This is a genomic window from Modicisalibacter xianhensis, assembly GCF_900113605.1.
GTDB lineage: Bacteria > Pseudomonadota > Gammaproteobacteria > Pseudomonadales > Halomonadaceae > Modicisalibacter > Modicisalibacter xianhensis.
The window spans coordinates 193,861-212,456 of sequence record NZ_FOPY01000005.1; the positions used below are offsets into that span (position 1 = coordinate 193,861).

The following is an 18,596-nucleotide window of genomic DNA, read 5'->3' on the forward strand; positions in this document are numbered from 1 at the left end:
AGGAATGCATGAGGATCCTGATCGCCCCCGACAGCTACAAGGATGCCCTGCCAGCCAGGGAAGCCGCAGCCGCCATCGCCGGTGGCCTGCGCCGCGCCCTGCCCGAAGCGGAACTCATCGAGTGCCCGATGGGCGATGGTGGTGAAGGCACGCTCGACGCCTTGCTGGCCGCGACCGGCGCCGAACGGCGGACAGCCGATGTGCACGATGCCCTGGGGCGCCAGGCGACAGCTGCCTGGGGCTGGCACGTCGAGACACGCACCGCCTACGTCGAGCTCGCCGAGGCCAGTGGACTCCAGGCGCTGACTACGGAGCAGCGCACCGCCCTGCACAGTACGACCCGCGGCGTCGGTGAGCTGATCCTCGCGGCTCTGGATGCCGGCGCCGAGCGCCTGCTGCTTACCCTCGGCGGCAGCGCCACCAACGACGGCGGTGCGGGAATGCTCGAAGCGTTGGGCGCGCGTTTGCGCGACGCGGAAGGCTGTGCCCTGCCGGCGGGCGGTGCTGCCCTGGCTGCGCTTCAGCGCCTCGACCTTTCGGAACTCGATCCACGCCTGGCACGGCTCCAGGTAGAAGCCGCCGTCGACGTGGACAACCCCCTGCTCGGGCCGCGCGGTGCCAGCGCCGTCTTCGGGCCCCAGAAAGGTGCCAGCGAGGCGGATGTCGAACGCCTCGATGCCGCACTGGCACATTTTGCGGACTGCGCTGCCGACGTACTGGGCGAAGACCATCGCGACCTGCCGGGCGCCGGCGCCGCCGGCGGCATGGGTTTTGCGGCGCGTGCCTTCCTCAATGCCGAGTTGCGCCCGGGAATCGAGCTGGTCATGCAACAGGCCAACTTCGAGCAGCATCTGCATGATGCCGCGCTGGTAATCACCGGCGAAGGCCAGCTCGATGGACAGAGCCTGTCCGGCAAGACCCCCATCGGTATTTCGCGTGCCGCCCGGCGGCATGGCGTCCCGGTGATCGTTCTCGCCGGCCGGCTGGGTGACGGCTGGCAGGCCGCCTACGACGAGGGCGTTACCGCAGCCTTTGCCCTGGCCGACCGGCTGATGACGCTGGACGAGGCCCTGCCGCGCTGTGCCGAACTGCTCGGCGACCGGGCCGAGGGTATCGCGCGCCTGTTTCTGGCCGCAAGGCGATCCTCAGGCGATAGCTCTGCCAATTGACCGTCGGGACATCAGATTTCGCTCCACAGGCGTTGCAGGTTGGCCAGCGACTTGGTGACCAGATCGAACTCGTGGGACTTGCCTTCCCGCTCGAACAACTGCCTGCGTGCCGTATCGAGGTCGAAGAGGATCTCGCGGGCGGCGGGATCGCGTATCTGGCTTTGCACCCAGCCAATCGCTGCCAGGCGGCGTCCACGGGTCACCGGCTCGACGCGGTGCAGCGTCGAGGAGGGATACAGGATCATGGCCCCCGCCGGCAGCTTGTAGCGCTGCTCGCCGGCACTGGTATCCGTGATCAGTTCACCGCCGTCGTAGTCCTCGGGCGATTCAAGGAACAGCGTGAACGACAGGTCCGTACGCAGTGGCTGATCGCCGCCCATGACCGGATCGTCGACATGGTTGCCGTAGTGCATGCCCTGTTGGTAGCGACTGAAGCGTACCGGGGTCATGCGGGCCGGACGTGCGGCCATCTGGAATAGGGGATGACGCCGTATCGCTTCACCGACCTTGTGACGCCAGTCACGGATACCGGGCTGGCTACCGTCGGCCTGCTCGTTGCGTTTGACCTCACGGGCATGCCAGCCGGCCGTCTTGCGTCCATCGACGAACAGGGCGTCGCTGGATAGCTCGCGCGTCAGGTCGGCCAATATTTCGGCATCCAGTACATCGGCAATGCAGATGATCATCCGCGTTCCTCCAATCCATCGCCATCTAACGATTAATGCAAATTACTCTCGCTTAGTTTAACTTATCGCCTCTCGGAAAGATTCAATCACATGCAATTCCCTGCCTAGGAGCAAACAATGACAGAACAGCGCCTCAAGCTATGGGTCGGCATCGGCATGACCTCGTTTTTGACCGCCACCGGCCAGGCAACCTGGGCCGACGAGATGGCGACTGGCTCGGCAGCCAGCGAGCAGCACGGCACCCATCAGCCGCAAGCGGGTGGTGAAGGCGGCGAACACCACGGCGGCGAAGGTGGCGAAGGCGGCGAGCACCATGGCGGCGAAGGTGGTGAAGGCGGCGAACACCATGGCGGCGAAGGTGGTGAAGGCGGCGAGCACCACGGCGGCGAAGGTGGTGAGTCCAGCGATGCAATCTTCAGCCACTTCCCGTCAGCCGGCGGTGGTGAAGGTGGTGAAGGTGGTGAAGGCGGTGAAGGTGGCGAAGGCGGTGGCCCGGCATTGACCGCCATGACCTCCCCTGGCGTGTACTACACCACCCTGGGCTTCATGGAAGGCCACCTGCGTATCGCCCAGGATCTTTATGAGTCCGGCAACGCCCTGCAAGGGACGCCCCACCTGAGCCATCCCTTGGCGGAACACTACCCGGCCGTTGACGAGGCCCTCGAGGCCCGCAACCAGTCCGGCCTGGAGGACGCGCTGCGTGCCCTGTCAGACAAGGCGGGGCAGAGCGACGACTGGGCCCAGATCGAACCAGCCTTCCAACGCGCCCGTGAAGCCATCGATGCGGCCCAGGCCAGCGTCGAGCCGGCCAAGCGCAACGACCCACGGTTCATCAGCGACGTGACCCTGGCCCTGCTCAAGCAGGCCAGCGCCGAGTACGAGGAAGCCGTCGAGGAAGGTCAGTTCGTCAACCGTACCGAGTACCAGGACGGTCGCGGCTTCGTCCTCGTGGCCAAGGACCTGTGGCAGGCCAACGCCGAGACGCTCAAGAACGCCGACGCCAATGCCTACCAGAAGGCGCTCGACGAACTCGATGCCTTGGCCAAGGTCTGGCCATCGCCACAGCCGCCCCAGGCCCCGGTGATGTCGTCCACCGACCTGCACGGCGAGGTCTCACGCTTCGAGCTGGCCACGTCAGCATTCCGCTACTGAAGTCCAGACGCCGCCGGTTGAAAGCCGCCGGCGGCGTCACCATGTCATTGGCTGCAACTATGCCGGCCATGCACTGAACCTGCTGTCTTGGCTCACGGCAATACGCTAGCATCGTGGCAGATCACACGACTCATGGAGGAAGACGCATGACCGACACCAATGCCATCGGCCTCAACGCGGGCAGCGCCAGCCAGTTGGCCGACAAGCTCAATACGCTGCTTGCCAATTACCAGATCTTCTACATGAACGTGCGTGGCTATCACTGGAACGTGAAGGGCCAGCAGTTCTTCGAGCTGCATACCAAGTTCGAGGAGTACTACACCGATCTGCTGACCAAGGTCGACGAGGTTGCCGAGCGCATCCTTACCCTGGGCTTCCAGCCGGTTCATGCCTATAGCGATTACGTCACGCTCTCCTCGATCGAGGAAGCCAAGAACGTGCATGATGGCGAAGCCTGCGTACGCGGCATCGTCAAGGGTTACCAGACCCTGATCGAGCTGCAGCGCGAGTTGCTCAGCGTCGCCTCCGACGCCGACGACGAGGGTACCGCCTCGCTGGCCAGCGATTATATCCGCGAGCAGGAAAAGACCGTGTGGATGCTCAACGCCTACCTGGGCTGAGCCCGATATGCAGCTGCTGCACGACGCCGCCTCTCGAGGCGGCGTTTTTCGTTGCGCCTACCGCGTTCGTTCCTGTTCGTCCCAACTGATGCGCGGACGCTCCGCCTCATCGAGTTCGGCCTCGCGACGCAGTTGCTCGGGCAGCGACTTTTTCATGCGCACACCGAGCCTCTCGAGCTCCACGGCCTGGCTGACCAGGTTGCCCTGCCCGGTCTTGAGCCGGCTCATGGCCTGACCGTAGCTGCCCTGGGCACGCTCCAGGTGCCGCCCCACCTCCTCGAGGCTTTCGGCAAAGCCACTGAACTTGTCGAGCAGCCGCCCTGCACGCTCGGCGATCAGGCGGGCATTCTCGTTCTGGCGCTCCAGGCTCCACAGGCTGGCCACGGTACGCAGGCTGGCCAGCAACGTGGTCGGCGTGACCACCACCACGTGGCGGGCGAAGGCATCCTGAAACAGCAGGTCGTCGTGTTCGAAGGCCACGGCAAAGGCCGGCTCCACCGGCATGAACATGAACACGAAGTCGGGTGAGGTCAGTCCCGGCAGGCGCGCATAGTCGCGCTGGACCAGCGCCTCGACATGGCTGCGTACCGACTGGACGTGCGCCTTGAGTGCCGCGGCCCGCGCCGTATCGTCCTCGGCGTTGACGTAGCTGACATAGGCGTTGAGCGAGACCTTGGCATCGATGATCAGATGCTTGTCGTCGGGCAGATAGATCACCGCATCGGGGCGCTGGCGCCCGTTGTCGCCGTCGATGGAGACTTCACGGCGGTACTCGATGTCACGGCGCAGGCCGGAACGCTCCAGTACCGTTTCCAGCACCATCTCGCCCCAGTTGCCCTGCATCTTCTTGTCACCCTTGAGCGCCTTGGCCAGGTTGGCGGCTTCCTCGCTCATCTGGCGATTGAGGCCGGCCAACTGCTCGATCTGGGCACGCAGCGTGGTGCGTTCACGACTGTCCTGGCCGTGCAGTTCCTCGACACGACGCTGGAAGGTGCCGACCTGTTCGCGGAACGGCTTGAGCAGCGCCTCGAGACTTTCCCGGCTATGGCTGGCGAAGGTCCGTTGCCGCTCGTCGAAGATGCGCCCGGCCAAGGCCTCGAAGTCCTGCTTGAGACGTTCGCGCGCCTCCTCGAGCAGTGCCAGCTTCTCGGCATGGTGGGCGCGCTGCTGGTCGCGCTCTGTCTCGAGGCGGGCCTGCCGCTCACGCAGGGTCACCAGGCGCTCGTTGAGGGTCTCGAGTCGCTGGTCGCGTTCGCCCAGTTGCTCGCGCACGCTATCTAGCTGGGCATCGCTGTGGGCCAGCTCCTGCTCCAGGCGTTGGCGCAACGAATCCTGTTCCTCAAGACGCTGTGCCAGTGCCTGCTGGCGCTGCTGCGCCCGCCGCCATGTTGCCAGCCACAGGCCACCGAGAAGGAACAGCGCCGCCAGCACAACGACCAGCCCGGCCGGTGACGACAACAGGTTACTCACTGCCGCCATGAAGAGAACTCTTCCAAACGTTGTAGGACGCTAATCATCTTCTATCCTTTCAGAGTCGCCCAGCAAGGGCGATGCACTGTACGTTCCGTTACACCCTGTCCCCTTGTCATCGGCTTCGGCCATCCCAACGTCAGGACATGTAGCGATTGACAGGTTTCATGGATTGCCACGAAGGTATCCGGCCGAGCCAGCCGGACCAGGCCCAGTCTACCGGAGTCGGCCTATCGCCGCTTTCGTGGCTGCAAGGAGCAAGGAGCTAGCTATGAGTCAGCAACTCAACGGTAAACAGGTCGCTATCCTCGCCACCGACGGCTTCGAGGAATCCGAGCTTTCGGAGCCCAGGAAAGCCATGCAGGAGGCCGGTGCCACGGTGCACATCGTGGCTCCCGGCAAGGAAGGCATTCGCGCCTGGGCCAAGACCGACTGGGGCGACACCTATGATGTCGACAAGAGCCTCGACGAGGCCAACCCGGCCGATTATCACGCTCTCGTTCTGCCGGGCGGCCTGTTCAACCCGGACAATCTGCGCCAGGACGAGAAAGCGCTGACCTTCACCCGGCATTTCTTCGAAGCCCACAAGCCGGTCGGTGCCATCTGCCACGGCCCGTGGGTCCTGATCAACGCCGGGGTCGTGCAGGGGCGCACTATGACCTCGTTCCCGTCGGTGTCGCAGGACCTGAAGAATGCCGGTGCCGAGTGGGTCGACAAGGAAGTGGTGGTCGACAGCGGGCTAGTCACCAGCCGTACACCCAAGGATCTCGACGCCTTCTGCAGCAAGCTGGTAGAAGAAATCTGCGAAGGCAAGCACACCAATCAGCATGCCTGATTTGATGTATTGATCGCAGCAATGGCCCGCCTCTCGGGGAGGCGGGCATTTTGTGTGCATATACACTGAGAGAACCACCAGCCCGGCCACCGGAGGGCCGTCATGTCACGACACGTTCCGTCGCCGCTGCGCAAGACTGCCCGCCGCCTGCTGCATCTGCTCGCCCGGCCGATGAAATCGGATCGCGGTCGTGGCGGTGTGGTAGTCCATGCCTATCGCGGTTATGGCTCTGCCAAGGAAGTGTTCGTGATGGGTCGGGTATTTCGCCAGCCCAGCCTGGGCCTGCCGTTTCGTGAGGGTTCGCTGCTGCGCGATGTGATCGATGTCGTGCGCCGCCTGTTTCGCTGGGGCGTCAAGCATGTCGAGGTCACGTTGTACCTGAACGGACGACAGAAGACGGTGACTACCGACCGCGACGGTTACTTCGACGTGCACCTGATCAACCAGCCACTGCTGCCGACCGACCGCAGTTGGCACCGTGGCGAACTCAGCGTGATCATGCCCAGCCAACGCACGGTCAGCAGTACCGCGGAAATCTATGTGCCCCCGGCGGCGGTCGATCTGGCCGTGATCAGCGATATTGACGACACGGTGATGTACACCGGTGTCGCCAACAAGCTGAAGATGATGTATCGGCTGTTCTTCAAGAAGGCCCATCAGCGCACCGCGTTTCCGGGTGTCGCGGCGTTCTACCAGGCCCTGTTCGCCGGCCTCGACGGCCAGCGCCGGCGCCCGATGCTGTATGTCTCGCGTGGGCCTTGGAGCATCTACGAGGTACTCGAGGAGTTCTTCCAGCGCAACGGTATTCCCGTAGGCCCCATCCTGTTTCTGCGCGAGTGGGGACTGACCCTGCAACGCCCGCTGCCGCGCCGGGCCACGGAGCACAAGGCACGCCTTATCGAGCAGATGCTGGGGCTGTACAGCGATCTACCTTTCGTGCTGATCGGCGACAGCGGACAGCACGACCCGGAAACCTATGCGCGCATCGTGCATACCTACCCCGGCCGCATCCGTGCGATCTACATCCGTAACGTCAACCACGATGCCTCGCGCGACGACGCCATTGCCCGACTCGCCAAGGAGGTCGCCGAGACCGGCTGCGACCTGATCCTGGCCTCGGACAGTGTGCGCATGGCCGAGCATGCGCGTACCCACGGCCTGATTTCCGCCGCCGGGCTGGAGGCCGTCAAGACCGAAACCCGGCGTGAAAGCCAGTTGCCGCCCTGACGGCGCCTGGCGTCAGGCCGCCTGGCGCTCGGCCAGATCCTCGATCAGGGCGCGCAACAGCTTCCAGAATTCCTCGACCGAGTCGAGTTCGACCCGCTCGTCGGGGGAGTGCGCACCACGAATCTGCGGCCCGAACGAGATCATCTCCAGGGCCGGATACTTGCCACCGAGGATGCCGCACTCCAACCCGGCATGGATCACCTTGACCTCGGGGTCGCTGCCCAGCAGGTGCTGATGCAGACGACGGAAGCGGGCCAGCAGCGGACTTTCGGGATTCGGCGTCCAGCCGGGGTAGGCATTCTCGACGCGCGTCTCGGCGCCGATCAACCCGAACAGGGCACGAAAGCGATCGGCGATATCCGCCGTGGCACTGTCACGCAGCGAGCGTACCAAGGCACAGAGAGTGAAGCGCCCCTGCTCGAGCGCCACCACGCCGAGATTATTGGAGGTTTCGACCACGCCTGGCACCTCGACACTCATCCGCTCGACCCCGCAGGGGGCGACATGCAACGCAGCCACCAGCATATGGCTGGCAGTGCGGGTCAGTGCCTCGCCTGGCGCGTCATCCCGAGCTTCCAGTTCCAGTACCAGACGATCATCGATCCCGGCCAGTTCGGCCACCAACTCGTCCTGTAGTTCGGCAATCCTGGCCTGGGCCGCCTCGCCCTCGTCGGCATCCAGGGCCAGGGTGGCGAAGGCCTCGCGCGGCAGCGCGTTGCGCAGGGTCCCGCCGTGGTAATCGATCAGGCGGGCGCCGTAGGGTTCCAGGGCACGCAGCACGCGCACCAGCAGGCGATTGGCATTGCCCAATCCCTTGTGGATATCGATGCCCGAATGGCCACCTTTCAGGCCGGTCAATGCCAGTTGCCAGACCTGCTCATCGTCGCGCAGGGCACTGGTCGGCAGGCTGGCCGAGACCACCACGTCGGCGCCACCGGCACAGCCGATGTAGACTTCGCCCCGGTCCTCGGAATCGAGGTTGAGCAGCAGGCTGCCCTCAAGCCAGTGTTCGGCCAGCTGGAGCGCACCGCCCATCGACGACTCTTCCTCGACGGTAAATAGTGCTTCCAGCGGTCCGTGACGCAGTGTGTCATCCTCGAGTACGGCCAGCGCGGCGGCCACACCCAGACCGTTGTCGGCACCCAGCGTGGTGTCGCTGGCGTGCAGCCAGCCATCGGCAATGTAGGTGTCGATGGGGTCCGTGGTGAAGTCGTGGGGATGATCGGCATTGGCCTGGGCGACCATGTCCAGGTGGCCCTGAAGAATCACGCCGGGCGCCGACTCGCAGCCGGACGACGCCGGCTTGCGGACCCGCAGATTGCCGGCGGCGTCGCGGTCATGCGGCAGCCCGCGCTCGTCTGCCCAGCGCTCGATGATCGATGCCAGGCGCTCCTCATGCCCGGAGGGCCGCGGCGTATTGCACAGTGTGCGAAAGTGACGCCAGACGATGGCCGGCGACAGCGTATCCAGATGTTCGTTCATGACAGCAACCCTGCTTGAGACTCCGATACCTTACGCCGCGTATCGCAAGACGCAAGCTTTCGATGGCAACGTCTTCCGTCTAGGATGGCGAACCACTCACCGACACGGGAGATGTCATGTTCCGCCCCATCTGGAAAGCGATACCGCTCGGCCTGGGGCTGCTGTTGTGGCTCAGCGGGTGCTCACCGATCCCCGACCTGCCCGGCCCCATCGGCATTCCCGGGCTGTAGGGGCGGCTTCTCGAGCCGTCGAGTTTCCTGCCATGTCAGCAGCCGCGCGGCCAGGTCCCGCCAATGCGCCAGTTGGGCCTTGCGCCCAGCGAACTGTACGCCATTTCCGCCTTGGAATAATGGCCCGACCAGGGCGGACAGCTCGGCATCGTTCCTGGTGCGGGCCGGGTCGCGCCACCAGGCCAGCCAGGCCATCGCCAGCCAGGGCCTGACCGTGGCCAGCTCGCCACCGCCCTGAGCAAACCACGCCACGCGTGCTCGTGTCGTTTCATCGATGACAGGCGGCTTGCCCTCCCGCAGCAACGCTGCTGCGAGCTCGGGCTCGAGCCCCCCCAGCTCGAAGGCCAGCAGGTTGGGCAGCAGGTTGCGGTATTCCTGCCCGAGACACGCCAGTTCGATGGCGGCAGGCGCATCGAGCGCCCGTCCCATCATCAGCGCATGCTCACCGCTCGATGCCTCGCGGGACAACCCCAGCCGCAGGGAGACAAAGCCCAGCGAGCGCCAGAACGCCACCAGCGACACCTCGGCACCGAAGCTCACGCCCAGGCGGGCAATGCCCCGGTCCTGCATCTGCTGCGCCAGTGTCTCGACCAGCGAGCGGCCTACGCCACGGCGGCGCGCTGCGGGGTGCACCGCAATGCGCGTGATCCGGCACCAGCGCGCTTCGGCCGCCGCGACATGCCCGGCATGCGCTGCCAGCGACTGCGCCAGCAGGTGACCGCGCGGACGCCGCTGGCCCAGGGCGATGGCCAGGGCAAGGTCCGCAGGAAAGCCACCCTCCTCGCTTGCCTGGCAGACCCCAACGCAGACCCCGCCTGCGTAGGCAGCCAGCAGATGGGTGCCGGGACCGTCGAGCAGCTGACGCAGGTCGGCCGGCGTGGTGCGGTAGTGAGCCTGCACCAGAAGCCCGAACAGCTCGCTCAGGCAGGCATCGTCGCTGGCCAGCCGGTTCCGGTCGAGCGGAACGATCCGCATGGGATGTGCGAACAATGCCTCGGCAGCCCGCACGTCATCGGCGGGCTCGGCCTCGAGCAACAGCAGATCGCGGGTCACCGCCTCGAGGGGGTCGCCCTCGGCCCAGCGTACCGGCTGGACAAGATGCAGTTCGCGCCAGTCCGGAGTCTCCCGAGCGAGACGTCCACGAAAGCGCAGGGCGAAGCCGCGCCCCGTACCCTCGTAGCCGTGCACGGTGGTGGCAAAGGCGATGCGCGGGAAGGCGTTCAGCCACCGGCCCAGCAGCGGCGCGGGAATCGCCGCCGCCTCATCGACGAACAGGGTCGGCGGCGACCGGGCATCGATATCGGGGGCCTGCAGCGCCTCGAGCAAGACATCCAGGGCCAGAAAACGCACCTCGGCGCTGGCCCCCTCGATCACGACGCGAAACGCATTGCCCTCGCGCCGCCCTTCGGGCAGCAGCGCCATAAGACGCTCGAACAGCGGCTCGACCGCCGCCGGACGCGGCGCGGTGATCCACAGGCAACGCTCGCCATGCTGCAGGCGGCGAGCGGCGGCTATGCCCAGCGCCGCACTCTTGCCACGCCCGCGGTCGGCAGTCAGTACCAGCGGCCGACGACGGCGCAGGCGAGTCAGGCGCCCGACGGCCCGGGCCTGATCATGGGTCAGACAGGCCTGATCGTCCGGCGGCGTCGCCGTTGCCATGACATCGGCTTCGGGCAAGTCAAGCTCGGACAAGTGCTCGCCTGACCACCAGCGCAGCACGTGTGGCGATTCGATCAGTCGCCTTGAAAGACGTGCCAGAAAGCGGGCATTCAGTGACTCCGCCGTATGTGGCCAGGCTGCCAGACGTGCATAGTCGGCATCCGGGCCCGGCGCGCCGAGGCACCAGGTCTCGGGCGTCAGCAGCACCATCAGCCCACCGGCTCGCAGCGTGCCCGAGATGGCGCCGAAGGCGTCAGGGTCGAACCCGGCCTGCGGCGAGACAGCATCGACGATCACCAGGTCATGTTCGCCGCCCAGCCGGGTACGGGCCTTGGCGACCGGCAAGGCCGCAATACCGCTCAAGCCGGGATCCGGCCCCAGCCACAGTGGCGCCTGCCAGCCTCTCGCCTGCCACAGGGCATGGGCACGCGGAATGGCCTGACCCACTGGCGCAGCGATCCACAGCAAGGCGCGGTGACGGCGCGCACTCAGCCGGTCACAAAGGTTGTTGAGAGTCGAGGTGTCAAACATAGCGCCAAGCATGCGCCACGCGAACCGGTTGCGCCAGCCTTGGCCGGCGCAACCCGGTGCGTCAGATATCCAGCAACTTGTCGATGGTGATCGGCAATTCGCGGATACGCTTGCCGGTAGCGTGGTACACGGCATTGGCGATGGCCGGGGCAATGCCGGTCAGGCCGATCTCGCCGACACCGCGCGCCCCGAACTCATTGAAGGCGTAATCGGGATTGTCGAGCAGTTCGACATCAATGTCGGGCATGTCGGCATGGCTGGTGACAATGTAGTCGGAGTAGTTGTTGTTGATCAGCCGGGCATCGCGCGGGTCATAGTCGAGCTTCTCGAACAGGCCCATGCCCATGCCCATGACAATGGCGCCCTCGACCTGGTTGCGCGCCGTGGCGGGATTCACCGCCCGGCCAATATCAATGCTGCTGACCACCCGCGACACGCGCAGCCGGGTGATGGCCGGATCCCAGCGTACCTCGACGAAATGCGCACCGAACGAGCGGAAGCTGTACTGCTGCTGTTCGTCGCCGGGGGCCGCCTGGCCGTCGCCGTTGACGCTGCCCAGTTTCTGGCCGGTGAGCAACTCGTCGAAGGTGACTCGCTTGCCCTGTGCGTCGACCAGCGCCCCGTCACGGAAGGTCAGGCCGTCCGGGTCGGCGCCAGTGAAAGGTGCGTCCTCGTCGGTGGCGACTTCCTTGAGTTCGTCGATGGCGGCGCGCACCGCCGCCGCCACGGCGGGCAGCGTGGTTGCGGTGGCCATCGACCCGCCGGACAGCGGCCCGGCAGGCAGGCTGGACTCACCCAGACGCACTTCGACGCGATCCAGCGGCACGCCGGTCAGCTCGGCAACGGTCTGGGCCACCACCGTATAGGTGCCGGTCCCGATGTCCTGGGTGCCGCAGGCGGCAAGGACGGTGCCATCGGCGCGCAGTTCGACGCGCGCCATGCATGGCTGTCGACCGGCGAACCAGGAACTGGTCGCCATGCCCCAGCCGAGGATCTCGTCGCCTTCCGTCATCGAACCGACGGCGGAATCGCGGCGTTCCCAGCCGAAGCGCCTGGCCGCGCTGTCGTAGCAGGTGTCGAGGTGCTTGCTCGACCACGGCAGGCCCTTGGCAGGGTCCTCGTGATTGTAGTTACGCCGGCGCAACTCCAGGGGGTCCATGTCGAGCGCAATGGCCAACTCGTCCATGGCGCATTCCAGGGCATAGATACCCGAGACTTCGCCCGGGGCGCGCATCGGGCACGGTGTGCCATGATTGACCTCGAGCAGATGCTGGCTGATCGCCGCATTGTCGCAGGCATACAGACTCAGGGTCGGCGAGCCCACCGAGTCGACATAAGGATGAACGAACGAGGTTTCGGTGGTGCTGTCGTGGCGCATCGACTGCAGTCGACCCTGCTCGTCGGCTGCCAGACGTAGGCGCTGCCGGGACGCCGGCCGGTTGCCGCCGCTTTCCATGTCCTGCTGGCGCGGCAGCACGGCCTTCACCGGACGCCCCAGTTCGCGGGCCGCTGCCGCCACGGCCACTGCGTGTGGCCACATGAACAGCTTGTTGCCGAACCCCGAGCCGATGTAATGGGAGATCACCTCGACCTGCTCTTCGGGAAGATCGAAGATGCGTGCCATGGCTTTCTGCTGGTAGATCACGCCTTGGCTCGACTCGTGCACGATGAGCCGGCCGTCGCGCCACTGCGCCAGGGTGGCATGCATCTCCATCTGCATGTGACTTTCGGGGGCAATACCGTAGACATGGTCGATCTTTACCGGCGCACGCTCATAGGCGCTCTCGGGATCGCCGCGCGAGCCGCCTTCGGACTCCAGTGGCCGCCCATCCTCGCGGGTGTACAGCAGGCCCGGCCGCGCGCCATCATCCTGGCGGTAGCGGGCCTGCAGGGCCTGCGCCGCTGCACGCGCCTGTTCATAACGTTCCGCCACTACCATGGCCACGTACTGGCCGTCGTAATGGATGCGCTCGTCCTCGAAAGGCAGGCGCACCTCGCTGACTTGGTCCTGATGGGCCTGGCTGCTCGGCGAGCGATAGAGCCTGGGAAAGTTGCCGTGGTGATAGACCGCCACCACGCCGGGCATGGCCAGTACCGGCTCGATATCCAGTGCCTCCAGCGTGCCATGGGCGATGCTCGCCGGCACCGGATAGCCATGCAGCATGTCCTCGACGTACCAGTCGGTGGTGTAGTCCGCACGGCCGGTCAGCTTGTTCTCGCCATCCACCCGCGGGGTGCGATGACCTATGACTTGGGTATCCATCCGTGGTGATCCTCAGCGTTGCGGGTTGGCGTTCTCGGCATCCTTGCAGGCCTCGCGCAGCGCGCGCACGATCGCCTGACGCGCCAGCGGGATCTTGAAGGCGTTGTGCTCGTGAGGCACGGCGTCCTGCAGCGCCGCCTCGGCGGCCATCTCGAAGGTTTCGATGCTCGCCGGCTGGTCGTGCAGGGCCTGTTCGGCCTCGTGGGCGCGCCACGGCTTGGTGGCCACCCCGCCGAGCGCCAGGCGCGCCTCGCGGATCATGCCGTCCTCCACCGCCACGACGGCCCCCGCGGAGGCCAGCGCGAACTCGTACGAGGCACGATCGCGCAGCTTGAGATAGTGCGCCCCGGCACCCTCGACCGGGGTGTCCAGAGTGACATGCGTAATCAGTTCGCCGGGGCGCAGCTCGTGTTCCTTCTCGGGCTGCTCGCCGGGCAGGCGGTGGAAGTCGTTGAAGGCCATCTCGCGCACGCCCTCGGGCCCTTCCAGGGTCAGGGTCGCGCCGATGGCCGCCATCGCCACGCACATGTCGGAGGGATGGGTGGCGATACACGCATCGCTCACGCCCAGCACCGCATGCATGCGGTTGATGCCGTGCATGGCATCGCAGCCGCTGCCCGGCTCGCGACGATTGCAGGCCGCCGAGGCGTCGCGATAGTAGGGACAACGCGTGCGCTGCATGACATTGCCGGCCGTGGTCGCCATGTTGCGAAGCTGTGTCGAGGCGCCCGACAGCAGCGCCTGGGAAAGCAGCGGATAACGCGCCTTGACCTCGGGATGGTGCGCCAGATCAGTGTTGGTCACGGTGGCGCCGATACGCAGCCGCCCATCGTCGAGCGTTTCCACCTCACTCAGGGGTAAGCGATTGATATCGACCAGTTGCGAAGGACGCATGACGTCGAGCTTGACCAGGTCGAGCAGTGTGGTGCCACCCGCCACGTAGGCGACATGGTCGTCGGCACCATGCGTGGTCACGGCCTGTGAAATGTCCTCGGCCGTGCGGTATGCGAAGGATCTCATGCGCCCTCCCCTGTGCCTGCCGTGACGTCCCGACGTGCGTCCTGAATGGCCTCGAGAATGTTCTTGTAGGCACCGCAGCGGCACAGGTTGCCGCTCATCGCCTCGCGTACCGAGGCGTCATCGGCGGCGATACGCTCGTCCTCGAGCAGGGCGGCGGCGGACATCATCTGGCCGGGGGTACAGTAGCCACACTGGTAGGCATCATGCTCCAGAAAGGCGCGCTGCACGGGATGCAACTGGCCATCTCGCGCCAGGCCTTCGACCGTGGTCACATGCCGGCCCTCGCACATCACCGCCAGACGCAGGCAGGAATTGACCGCCTTGCCGTCGACGTGCACGGTGCAGGCGCCGCACTGGCCATGGTCGCAGCCTTTCTTGGTCCCGGTCAGACGCAGGTCGTCGCGCAGGGCGTCGAGTAGCACCACATTGGGCGTGACCTGCAACTGGCGCGGCTCGCCGTTGACGGTCAGGGACACGGTGACCGTCTCGCCGGCCTGTGCCGACGTTTCGGAAGATTCCATCATGCCGACTCCTCATCCTTGTAAGCGGTACGTCACGGGTACCGACGACGGCGTCCGGGGCCGTCGGGCAGGGTTACCTCACAACCCTAGGAGAGGATGATCGGAACGACAAACCGTAAAGGATGGCGATTTGCGATGGCGGTCGTGCTTCACCTACGTTAAGAACGCTCTGGTTTTTTATCGCGTCAAGAAAAGGAGTTCTTGCCATGATACCGACCTGGCTGCATGTCCTTGCGTGGATATCCGTTCTGCTGGGTATCGCCTGTGCCGCCTATATCGCCCTGGATGTCAGGAAGCACCCCCAGCACATGAGCATCATGAACTACGTCTGGCCGCTGTGTGCGCTGTTCGGCCACGTGGTGATCGTGCCGTTCTATCTGAAGTACGGCCGCCTGGCGGCGCATGAGGTCGCACACCCGGCAATGCAGAACGACGAGACGCCGCCGCACAAGGCCCAGACGCCCTTTCCGCTCAAGGTCGCCAAGGGCGCCCTGCACTGCGGCAGCGGCTGCACGCTGGGCGACATCATTGCCGAAACGCTGGCCTTCCTGATCCCGGCAATTGCCATCTGGTTCGGCTGGCAGGCGATCTTCGGCGAAAAGATCTTCGCCGTGTGGGTCTTCGATTACACCTTGGCGTTCCTGTTCGGGGTGGCCTTCCAGTACTTCACCATCAAGCCGATGCGCGGCCTGTCACCCGGCCAGGGCCTGGTCCAGGCCACCAAGGCCGATTTCCTGTCACTGACCGCCTGGCAGGTGGGCATGTACGGCTTCATGGCCTTCGCGCATTTCTACCTGTTTGCCGTGGTGCTCAACCATAAGCTGCACGTCAACTCGGCGGAGTTCTGGTTCATGATGCAGATCGCCATGTTCTTCGGCTTCATGACCTCCTACCCGATCAATTGGTGGTTGATAAAGAAGGGCATCAAGGAAGCCATGTAACGGCTATTTTCACTACGGCCCCCGGAGCGCGGTAACGATGGTGCAGCCGCTCCCTCGCCATCAAGCGTCGATACGCTTGAGGAACAATACCAGCGGCACACACCCCAGATAGATGAGTCCCAGCCACAGGAAGATGTCGTTGAAGGCCAGCACCTCGGCCTGCTGGGTCACGCGTCGGGCGAGCATGGCAACGCCGCTGTGGTAGGGGTCGGCGACATGCCCCTCGAACAGGGCCTGGTAGCTGGCAAGCTCGCTGACCACGACATCGCGCCCGTTGCCGATGGCCGGGATCAGCTGGTTCCAGTGATAGTCGAGCCGCCAGTCGCGCACTGTATCGAGCAATGCCAGGCCCAGCGCGCCCCCCAGGTTGCGCATCACGTTGTACAGCCCGCTGGCATTGCCCACCTCGTGGGGCGCCAGCGTGCCGAGGGCAATGCGTGAGGCCGGAATCAGGCACATGATCAGCCCCAACCCGCGGATCACCTGCGGCCAGAAGAACTGCCAGAACCCCGACTCCACGGTGAGGTTGGCATTGATCAGCGTACCGATGCCGACCAGCAGCAGGCCGACGAACAGCAGCACGCGCAGGTCGAGGTGATTGGTCAGCTTGCCGACCAGCGGCGCGGAGAAGAACATCGCCACGCCGGTAACGAACATCACCTCGCCGATCTGCAGACTGGAATAGCCGCGCACGTAGCCGAAGAACAGCGGCATGACGTACACCAGGCCGTAGAGCGCGATGCCGATCACGAAGCCCAGCCCCGCGCCCAAGGCAAAGTTGCGGTTGGCAAAGGCATGCAGACCGACAATCGGATGTTCTCGGGTCAGGGTGCGGTGGAAGAACCAGGCCCCGGCGGCCACACAGATCAGCGACGTCGCCAGGATCAGTTCGCTGGCGAACCAGTCCTCGCCCGGCCCCTCCTCGAGCGTGAATTCCAGGGTGCCCAGAAACACCGCCAGCAGGGCCAGCCCGGTGATATCCAACCGTCGCGCGGCCTCGCGGTCGCCCTTGTCGATATCGAGAAACGACCAGGCAGCCCAGGTCACCAGAATGCCCGGGATCACATTGGCCAGGAACAGCCAGTGCCAGCTGGCGAATTCGGTGATGTAGCCGCCGATAGTGGGGCCGATGGACGGCGCCATGGTCACCACCATGCCGATCACCGCCTGCACGCTGCCCATTACCCGGCGCGGGAAGATCGAGAAGCTCACTGCATGGGTGATGGGAATCATCGCCCCACCCATGAATCCCTGGATGGCGCGCAGCACGATCAACTGCTCGATGGAACCGGCCAGCGCGCAGCCCAGGCTGGCCAGGGTGAAGCCGGCACTCGAGATCACGAAGGCGATACGCGTCGAGAGAATGCGGCTCAGCATCCCCGACAGCGGAATCATCACGATCTCGGCAATCAGGTAGGCGGTCTGGACCCAGGAGATCTCGTCGCTGCTGGCCGAGACGCCGGCCTGGATCTCGTTCAGCGAACTGGCGACGATCTGGATATCCAGAATCGCCATGAACATGCCGAACACCGCGGCAATGAAACCGATGCGCTGACGCCAGGGCGGCATGTCGCTGACGACGCCATGGCCGTTGGCGGTCGCGTCGCTCACGAGGCGGAGGGCTCGATGGCCTCACCGGTGGCGACCCGGTGGTAGAAGGTCTCGGTATTCATCTCACGGGTGTCGACCTCGGGTACCACCGAGAGTCCGGCACGCAACCGGCCCAGCGCATCCTGGGGGGCGGTAACGCGAATCTTCACCGGCACACGCTGGACGATCTTGTTGAAGTTGCCGGTCGCGTTGTCATTGGGTAGCAGGCTGAACTCGGTGCCGGTGGCCGGTGCCAGGCTATCCACCACACCTTCGAAGGTCACGTCGGGGTAGGCGTCGATATGCAATTCAACCGGCTGGCCGACGCGCATGCGGGCGGTCTGGGTCTCCTTGAAGTTGGCGATCACGTAGGCGGACTCCACCGGCACCAGCTGCATCAGGGTCAACGACGGCTGGGCCAGGTCGCCGACCTCGGCGGAGAGATTGCCGATCACGCCGTTACGCGGCGCGGTCAGGCGGGTCTTGGCAAGCTGGTTGCGCGCATAGTCGAGGTCGGCACGTGCCGCCTCGAAGCTGGCCTCGGCACTCTCGACGCTGGCCTGGGCCACGTCCAGCTGACGCCGGGCGGAAACCAGCGCAGCGCGGCGCGCGGCCAGTGTCGACTCGGCGATACGCAGGGCCGCCTCGTCATCCTCGCGCTGCTGCTGCGAGGCATACTGGCGCGATTCCAGCGACTGCGAGCGCTGCAGGTGCTGGCGCGCCTGGCGCACGTCGGCCTCGGCGGCATCGATCTGGGCCCGGGCCTCATCGATGGCCGCTTCCTGCAGCGCGACCTGACGCTTGGCCTGGGTGATGTCTGCCGCAGCCACAGCCTGCTGGGCTTCGGCCTGGGCTACCTGGGTTCGGTAATCGCTATCGTCCAGGCGCACCAGCAGATCGCCCTGCCGGACCGGCTGGTTGTCGGTCACGCCCACCTCGGCGATGCGCGCCGATAACTCGGAGCGTACCGCCACATTGTCGGTATGCACGTAAGCATTGTCGGTTTCCTCGATGAAGCGCCCGGTCGTCCACCAGGTCACGCCCCACCAGGCCAGGGCGCCAAACGCCACCATGGCGATCAGCGCCACGACTATCTTGCCGCCCTGCTTCATGCTGCTGCCTCATGTCGATGGTCGGTGCGACATAACTGAAGGGCCGCACACACTAGGCAATAGTGTAATGAATGCTACACTACACTTT

General features: G+C 65.3%; 15 protein-coding genes. 6 read left to right on the forward strand and 9 right to left on the reverse strand.

What is annotated here, in order from left to right; translation table 11 throughout:
• Positions 1-8: 8 nt before the first annotated feature.
• The gene (locus BM194_RS07440; protein WP_092845311.1) at positions 9-1,169 is read left to right on the forward strand and encodes a glycerate kinase; all 1,161 of its coding nucleotides are present in this window, start codon (positions 9-11) and stop codon (positions 1,167-1,169) included.
• Positions 1,170-1,180: 11 nt separating this feature from the next.
• On the opposite strand, the gene BM194_RS07445 is transcribed toward BM194_RS07440, so the two are convergent.
• Complete coding sequence (locus BM194_RS07445) at positions 1,181-1,855, reverse strand: Fe2+-dependent dioxygenase (RefSeq protein ID WP_092845313.1); 675 nt, start codon at positions 1,853-1,855, stop codon at positions 1,181-1,183.
• A 117-nt stretch (positions 1,856-1,972) separates the two neighbouring features.
• Here BM194_RS07445 and BM194_RS21005 point away from each other — a divergent pair, with 117 nt between their 5' ends.
• Both BM194_RS21005 and BM194_RS07455 read left to right on the forward strand, forming a co-directional pair.
• Positions 1,973-3,007: a hypothetical protein gene (locus tag BM194_RS21005; protein ID WP_092845314.1), complete on the forward strand. Its 1,035-nt coding sequence runs from the start codon at positions 1,973-1,975 to the stop codon at positions 3,005-3,007.
• Positions 3,008-3,153: 146 nt separating this feature from the next.
• Positions 3,154-3,627, forward strand: coding sequence for a Dps family protein (locus BM194_RS07455; protein WP_092845316.1), 474 nt, complete (start codon positions 3,154-3,156; stop codon positions 3,625-3,627).
• Positions 3,628-3,684: 57 nt separating this feature from the next.
• Here BM194_RS07455 and BM194_RS07460 read toward each other — a convergent pair whose 3' ends face one another.
• Positions 3,685-5,106 carry a DNA recombination protein RmuC gene (locus BM194_RS07460; RefSeq protein ID WP_092845318.1) on the reverse strand — a complete coding sequence of 474 codons (1,422 nt, stop codon included), beginning with the start codon at positions 5,104-5,106 and terminating at the stop codon, positions 3,685-3,687.
• Between the two features lie 262 nt (positions 5,107-5,368).
• Between BM194_RS07460 and BM194_RS07465 the strand changes: the two genes are divergently transcribed.
• Together BM194_RS07465 and BM194_RS07470 are read left to right on the forward strand one after the other, a co-directional pair.
• Positions 5,369-5,932, forward strand: coding sequence for a type 1 glutamine amidotransferase domain-containing protein (locus BM194_RS07465; protein WP_092845320.1), 564 nt, complete (start codon positions 5,369-5,371; stop codon positions 5,930-5,932).
• Between the two features lie 102 nt (positions 5,933-6,034).
• Complete coding sequence (locus BM194_RS07470; RefSeq protein ID WP_092845322.1) at positions 6,035-7,159, forward strand: App1 family protein; 1,125 nt, start codon at positions 6,035-6,037, stop codon at positions 7,157-7,159.
• Between the two features lie 12 nt (positions 7,160-7,171).
• On the opposite strand, the gene BM194_RS07475 is transcribed toward BM194_RS07470, so the two are convergent.
• The 5 genes from BM194_RS07475 to BM194_RS07495 form a co-directional block, all read right to left on the reverse strand.
• A complete protein-coding gene (locus BM194_RS07475) occupies positions 7,172-8,641 on the reverse strand; it encodes an aminoacyl-histidine dipeptidase (RefSeq protein WP_092845324.1) in 1,470 nt (489 codons plus the stop codon).
• Between the two features lie 182 nt (positions 8,642-8,823).
• Positions 8,824-11,061, reverse strand: a complete 2,238-nt coding sequence (locus BM194_RS07480) for a tRNA(Met) cytidine acetyltransferase TmcA (protein ID WP_244890903.1) — start codon at positions 11,059-11,061, stop codon at positions 8,824-8,826.
• Between the two features lie 61 nt (positions 11,062-11,122).
• Positions 11,123-13,324 (reverse strand): xanthine dehydrogenase family protein molybdopterin-binding subunit, encoded by a 2,202-nt coding sequence (locus tag BM194_RS07485; protein WP_092845328.1) that lies wholly within the window; start codon positions 13,322-13,324, stop codon positions 11,123-11,125.
• Between the two features lie 12 nt (positions 13,325-13,336).
• The gene (locus BM194_RS07490) at positions 13,337-14,344 is read right to left on the reverse strand and encodes an FAD binding domain-containing protein (RefSeq protein ID WP_092845330.1); all 1,008 of its coding nucleotides are present in this window, start codon (positions 14,342-14,344) and stop codon (positions 13,337-13,339) included.
• Positions 14,341-14,868 (reverse strand): (2Fe-2S)-binding protein, encoded by a 528-nt coding sequence (locus tag BM194_RS07495; protein ID WP_092845332.1) that lies wholly within the window; start codon positions 14,866-14,868, stop codon positions 14,341-14,343. The genes BM194_RS07490 and BM194_RS07495 overlap by 4 nt, the downstream gene beginning before the upstream one ends.
• A 203-nt stretch (positions 14,869-15,071) precedes the next feature.
• On the opposite strand from BM194_RS07495, the gene BM194_RS07500 reads away from it, so the two are divergent.
• Complete coding sequence (locus BM194_RS07500) at positions 15,072-15,806, forward strand: DUF4396 domain-containing protein (RefSeq protein WP_092845334.1); 735 nt, start codon at positions 15,072-15,074, stop codon at positions 15,804-15,806.
• A 60-nt stretch (positions 15,807-15,866) separates the two neighbouring features.
• On the opposite strand, the gene BM194_RS07505 is transcribed toward BM194_RS07500, so the two are convergent.
• The gene (locus BM194_RS07505; RefSeq protein WP_244890904.1) at positions 15,867-17,417 is read right to left on the reverse strand and encodes a DHA2 family efflux MFS transporter permease subunit; all 1,551 of its coding nucleotides are present in this window, start codon (positions 17,415-17,417) and stop codon (positions 15,867-15,869) included.
• Positions 17,414-18,508, reverse strand: a complete 1,095-nt coding sequence (locus BM194_RS07510; protein ID WP_092845336.1) for an HlyD family secretion protein — start codon at positions 18,506-18,508, stop codon at positions 17,414-17,416. The genes BM194_RS07505 and BM194_RS07510 overlap by 4 nt, the downstream gene beginning before the upstream one ends.
• Between the last annotated feature and the right edge of the window lie 88 nt (positions 18,509-18,596).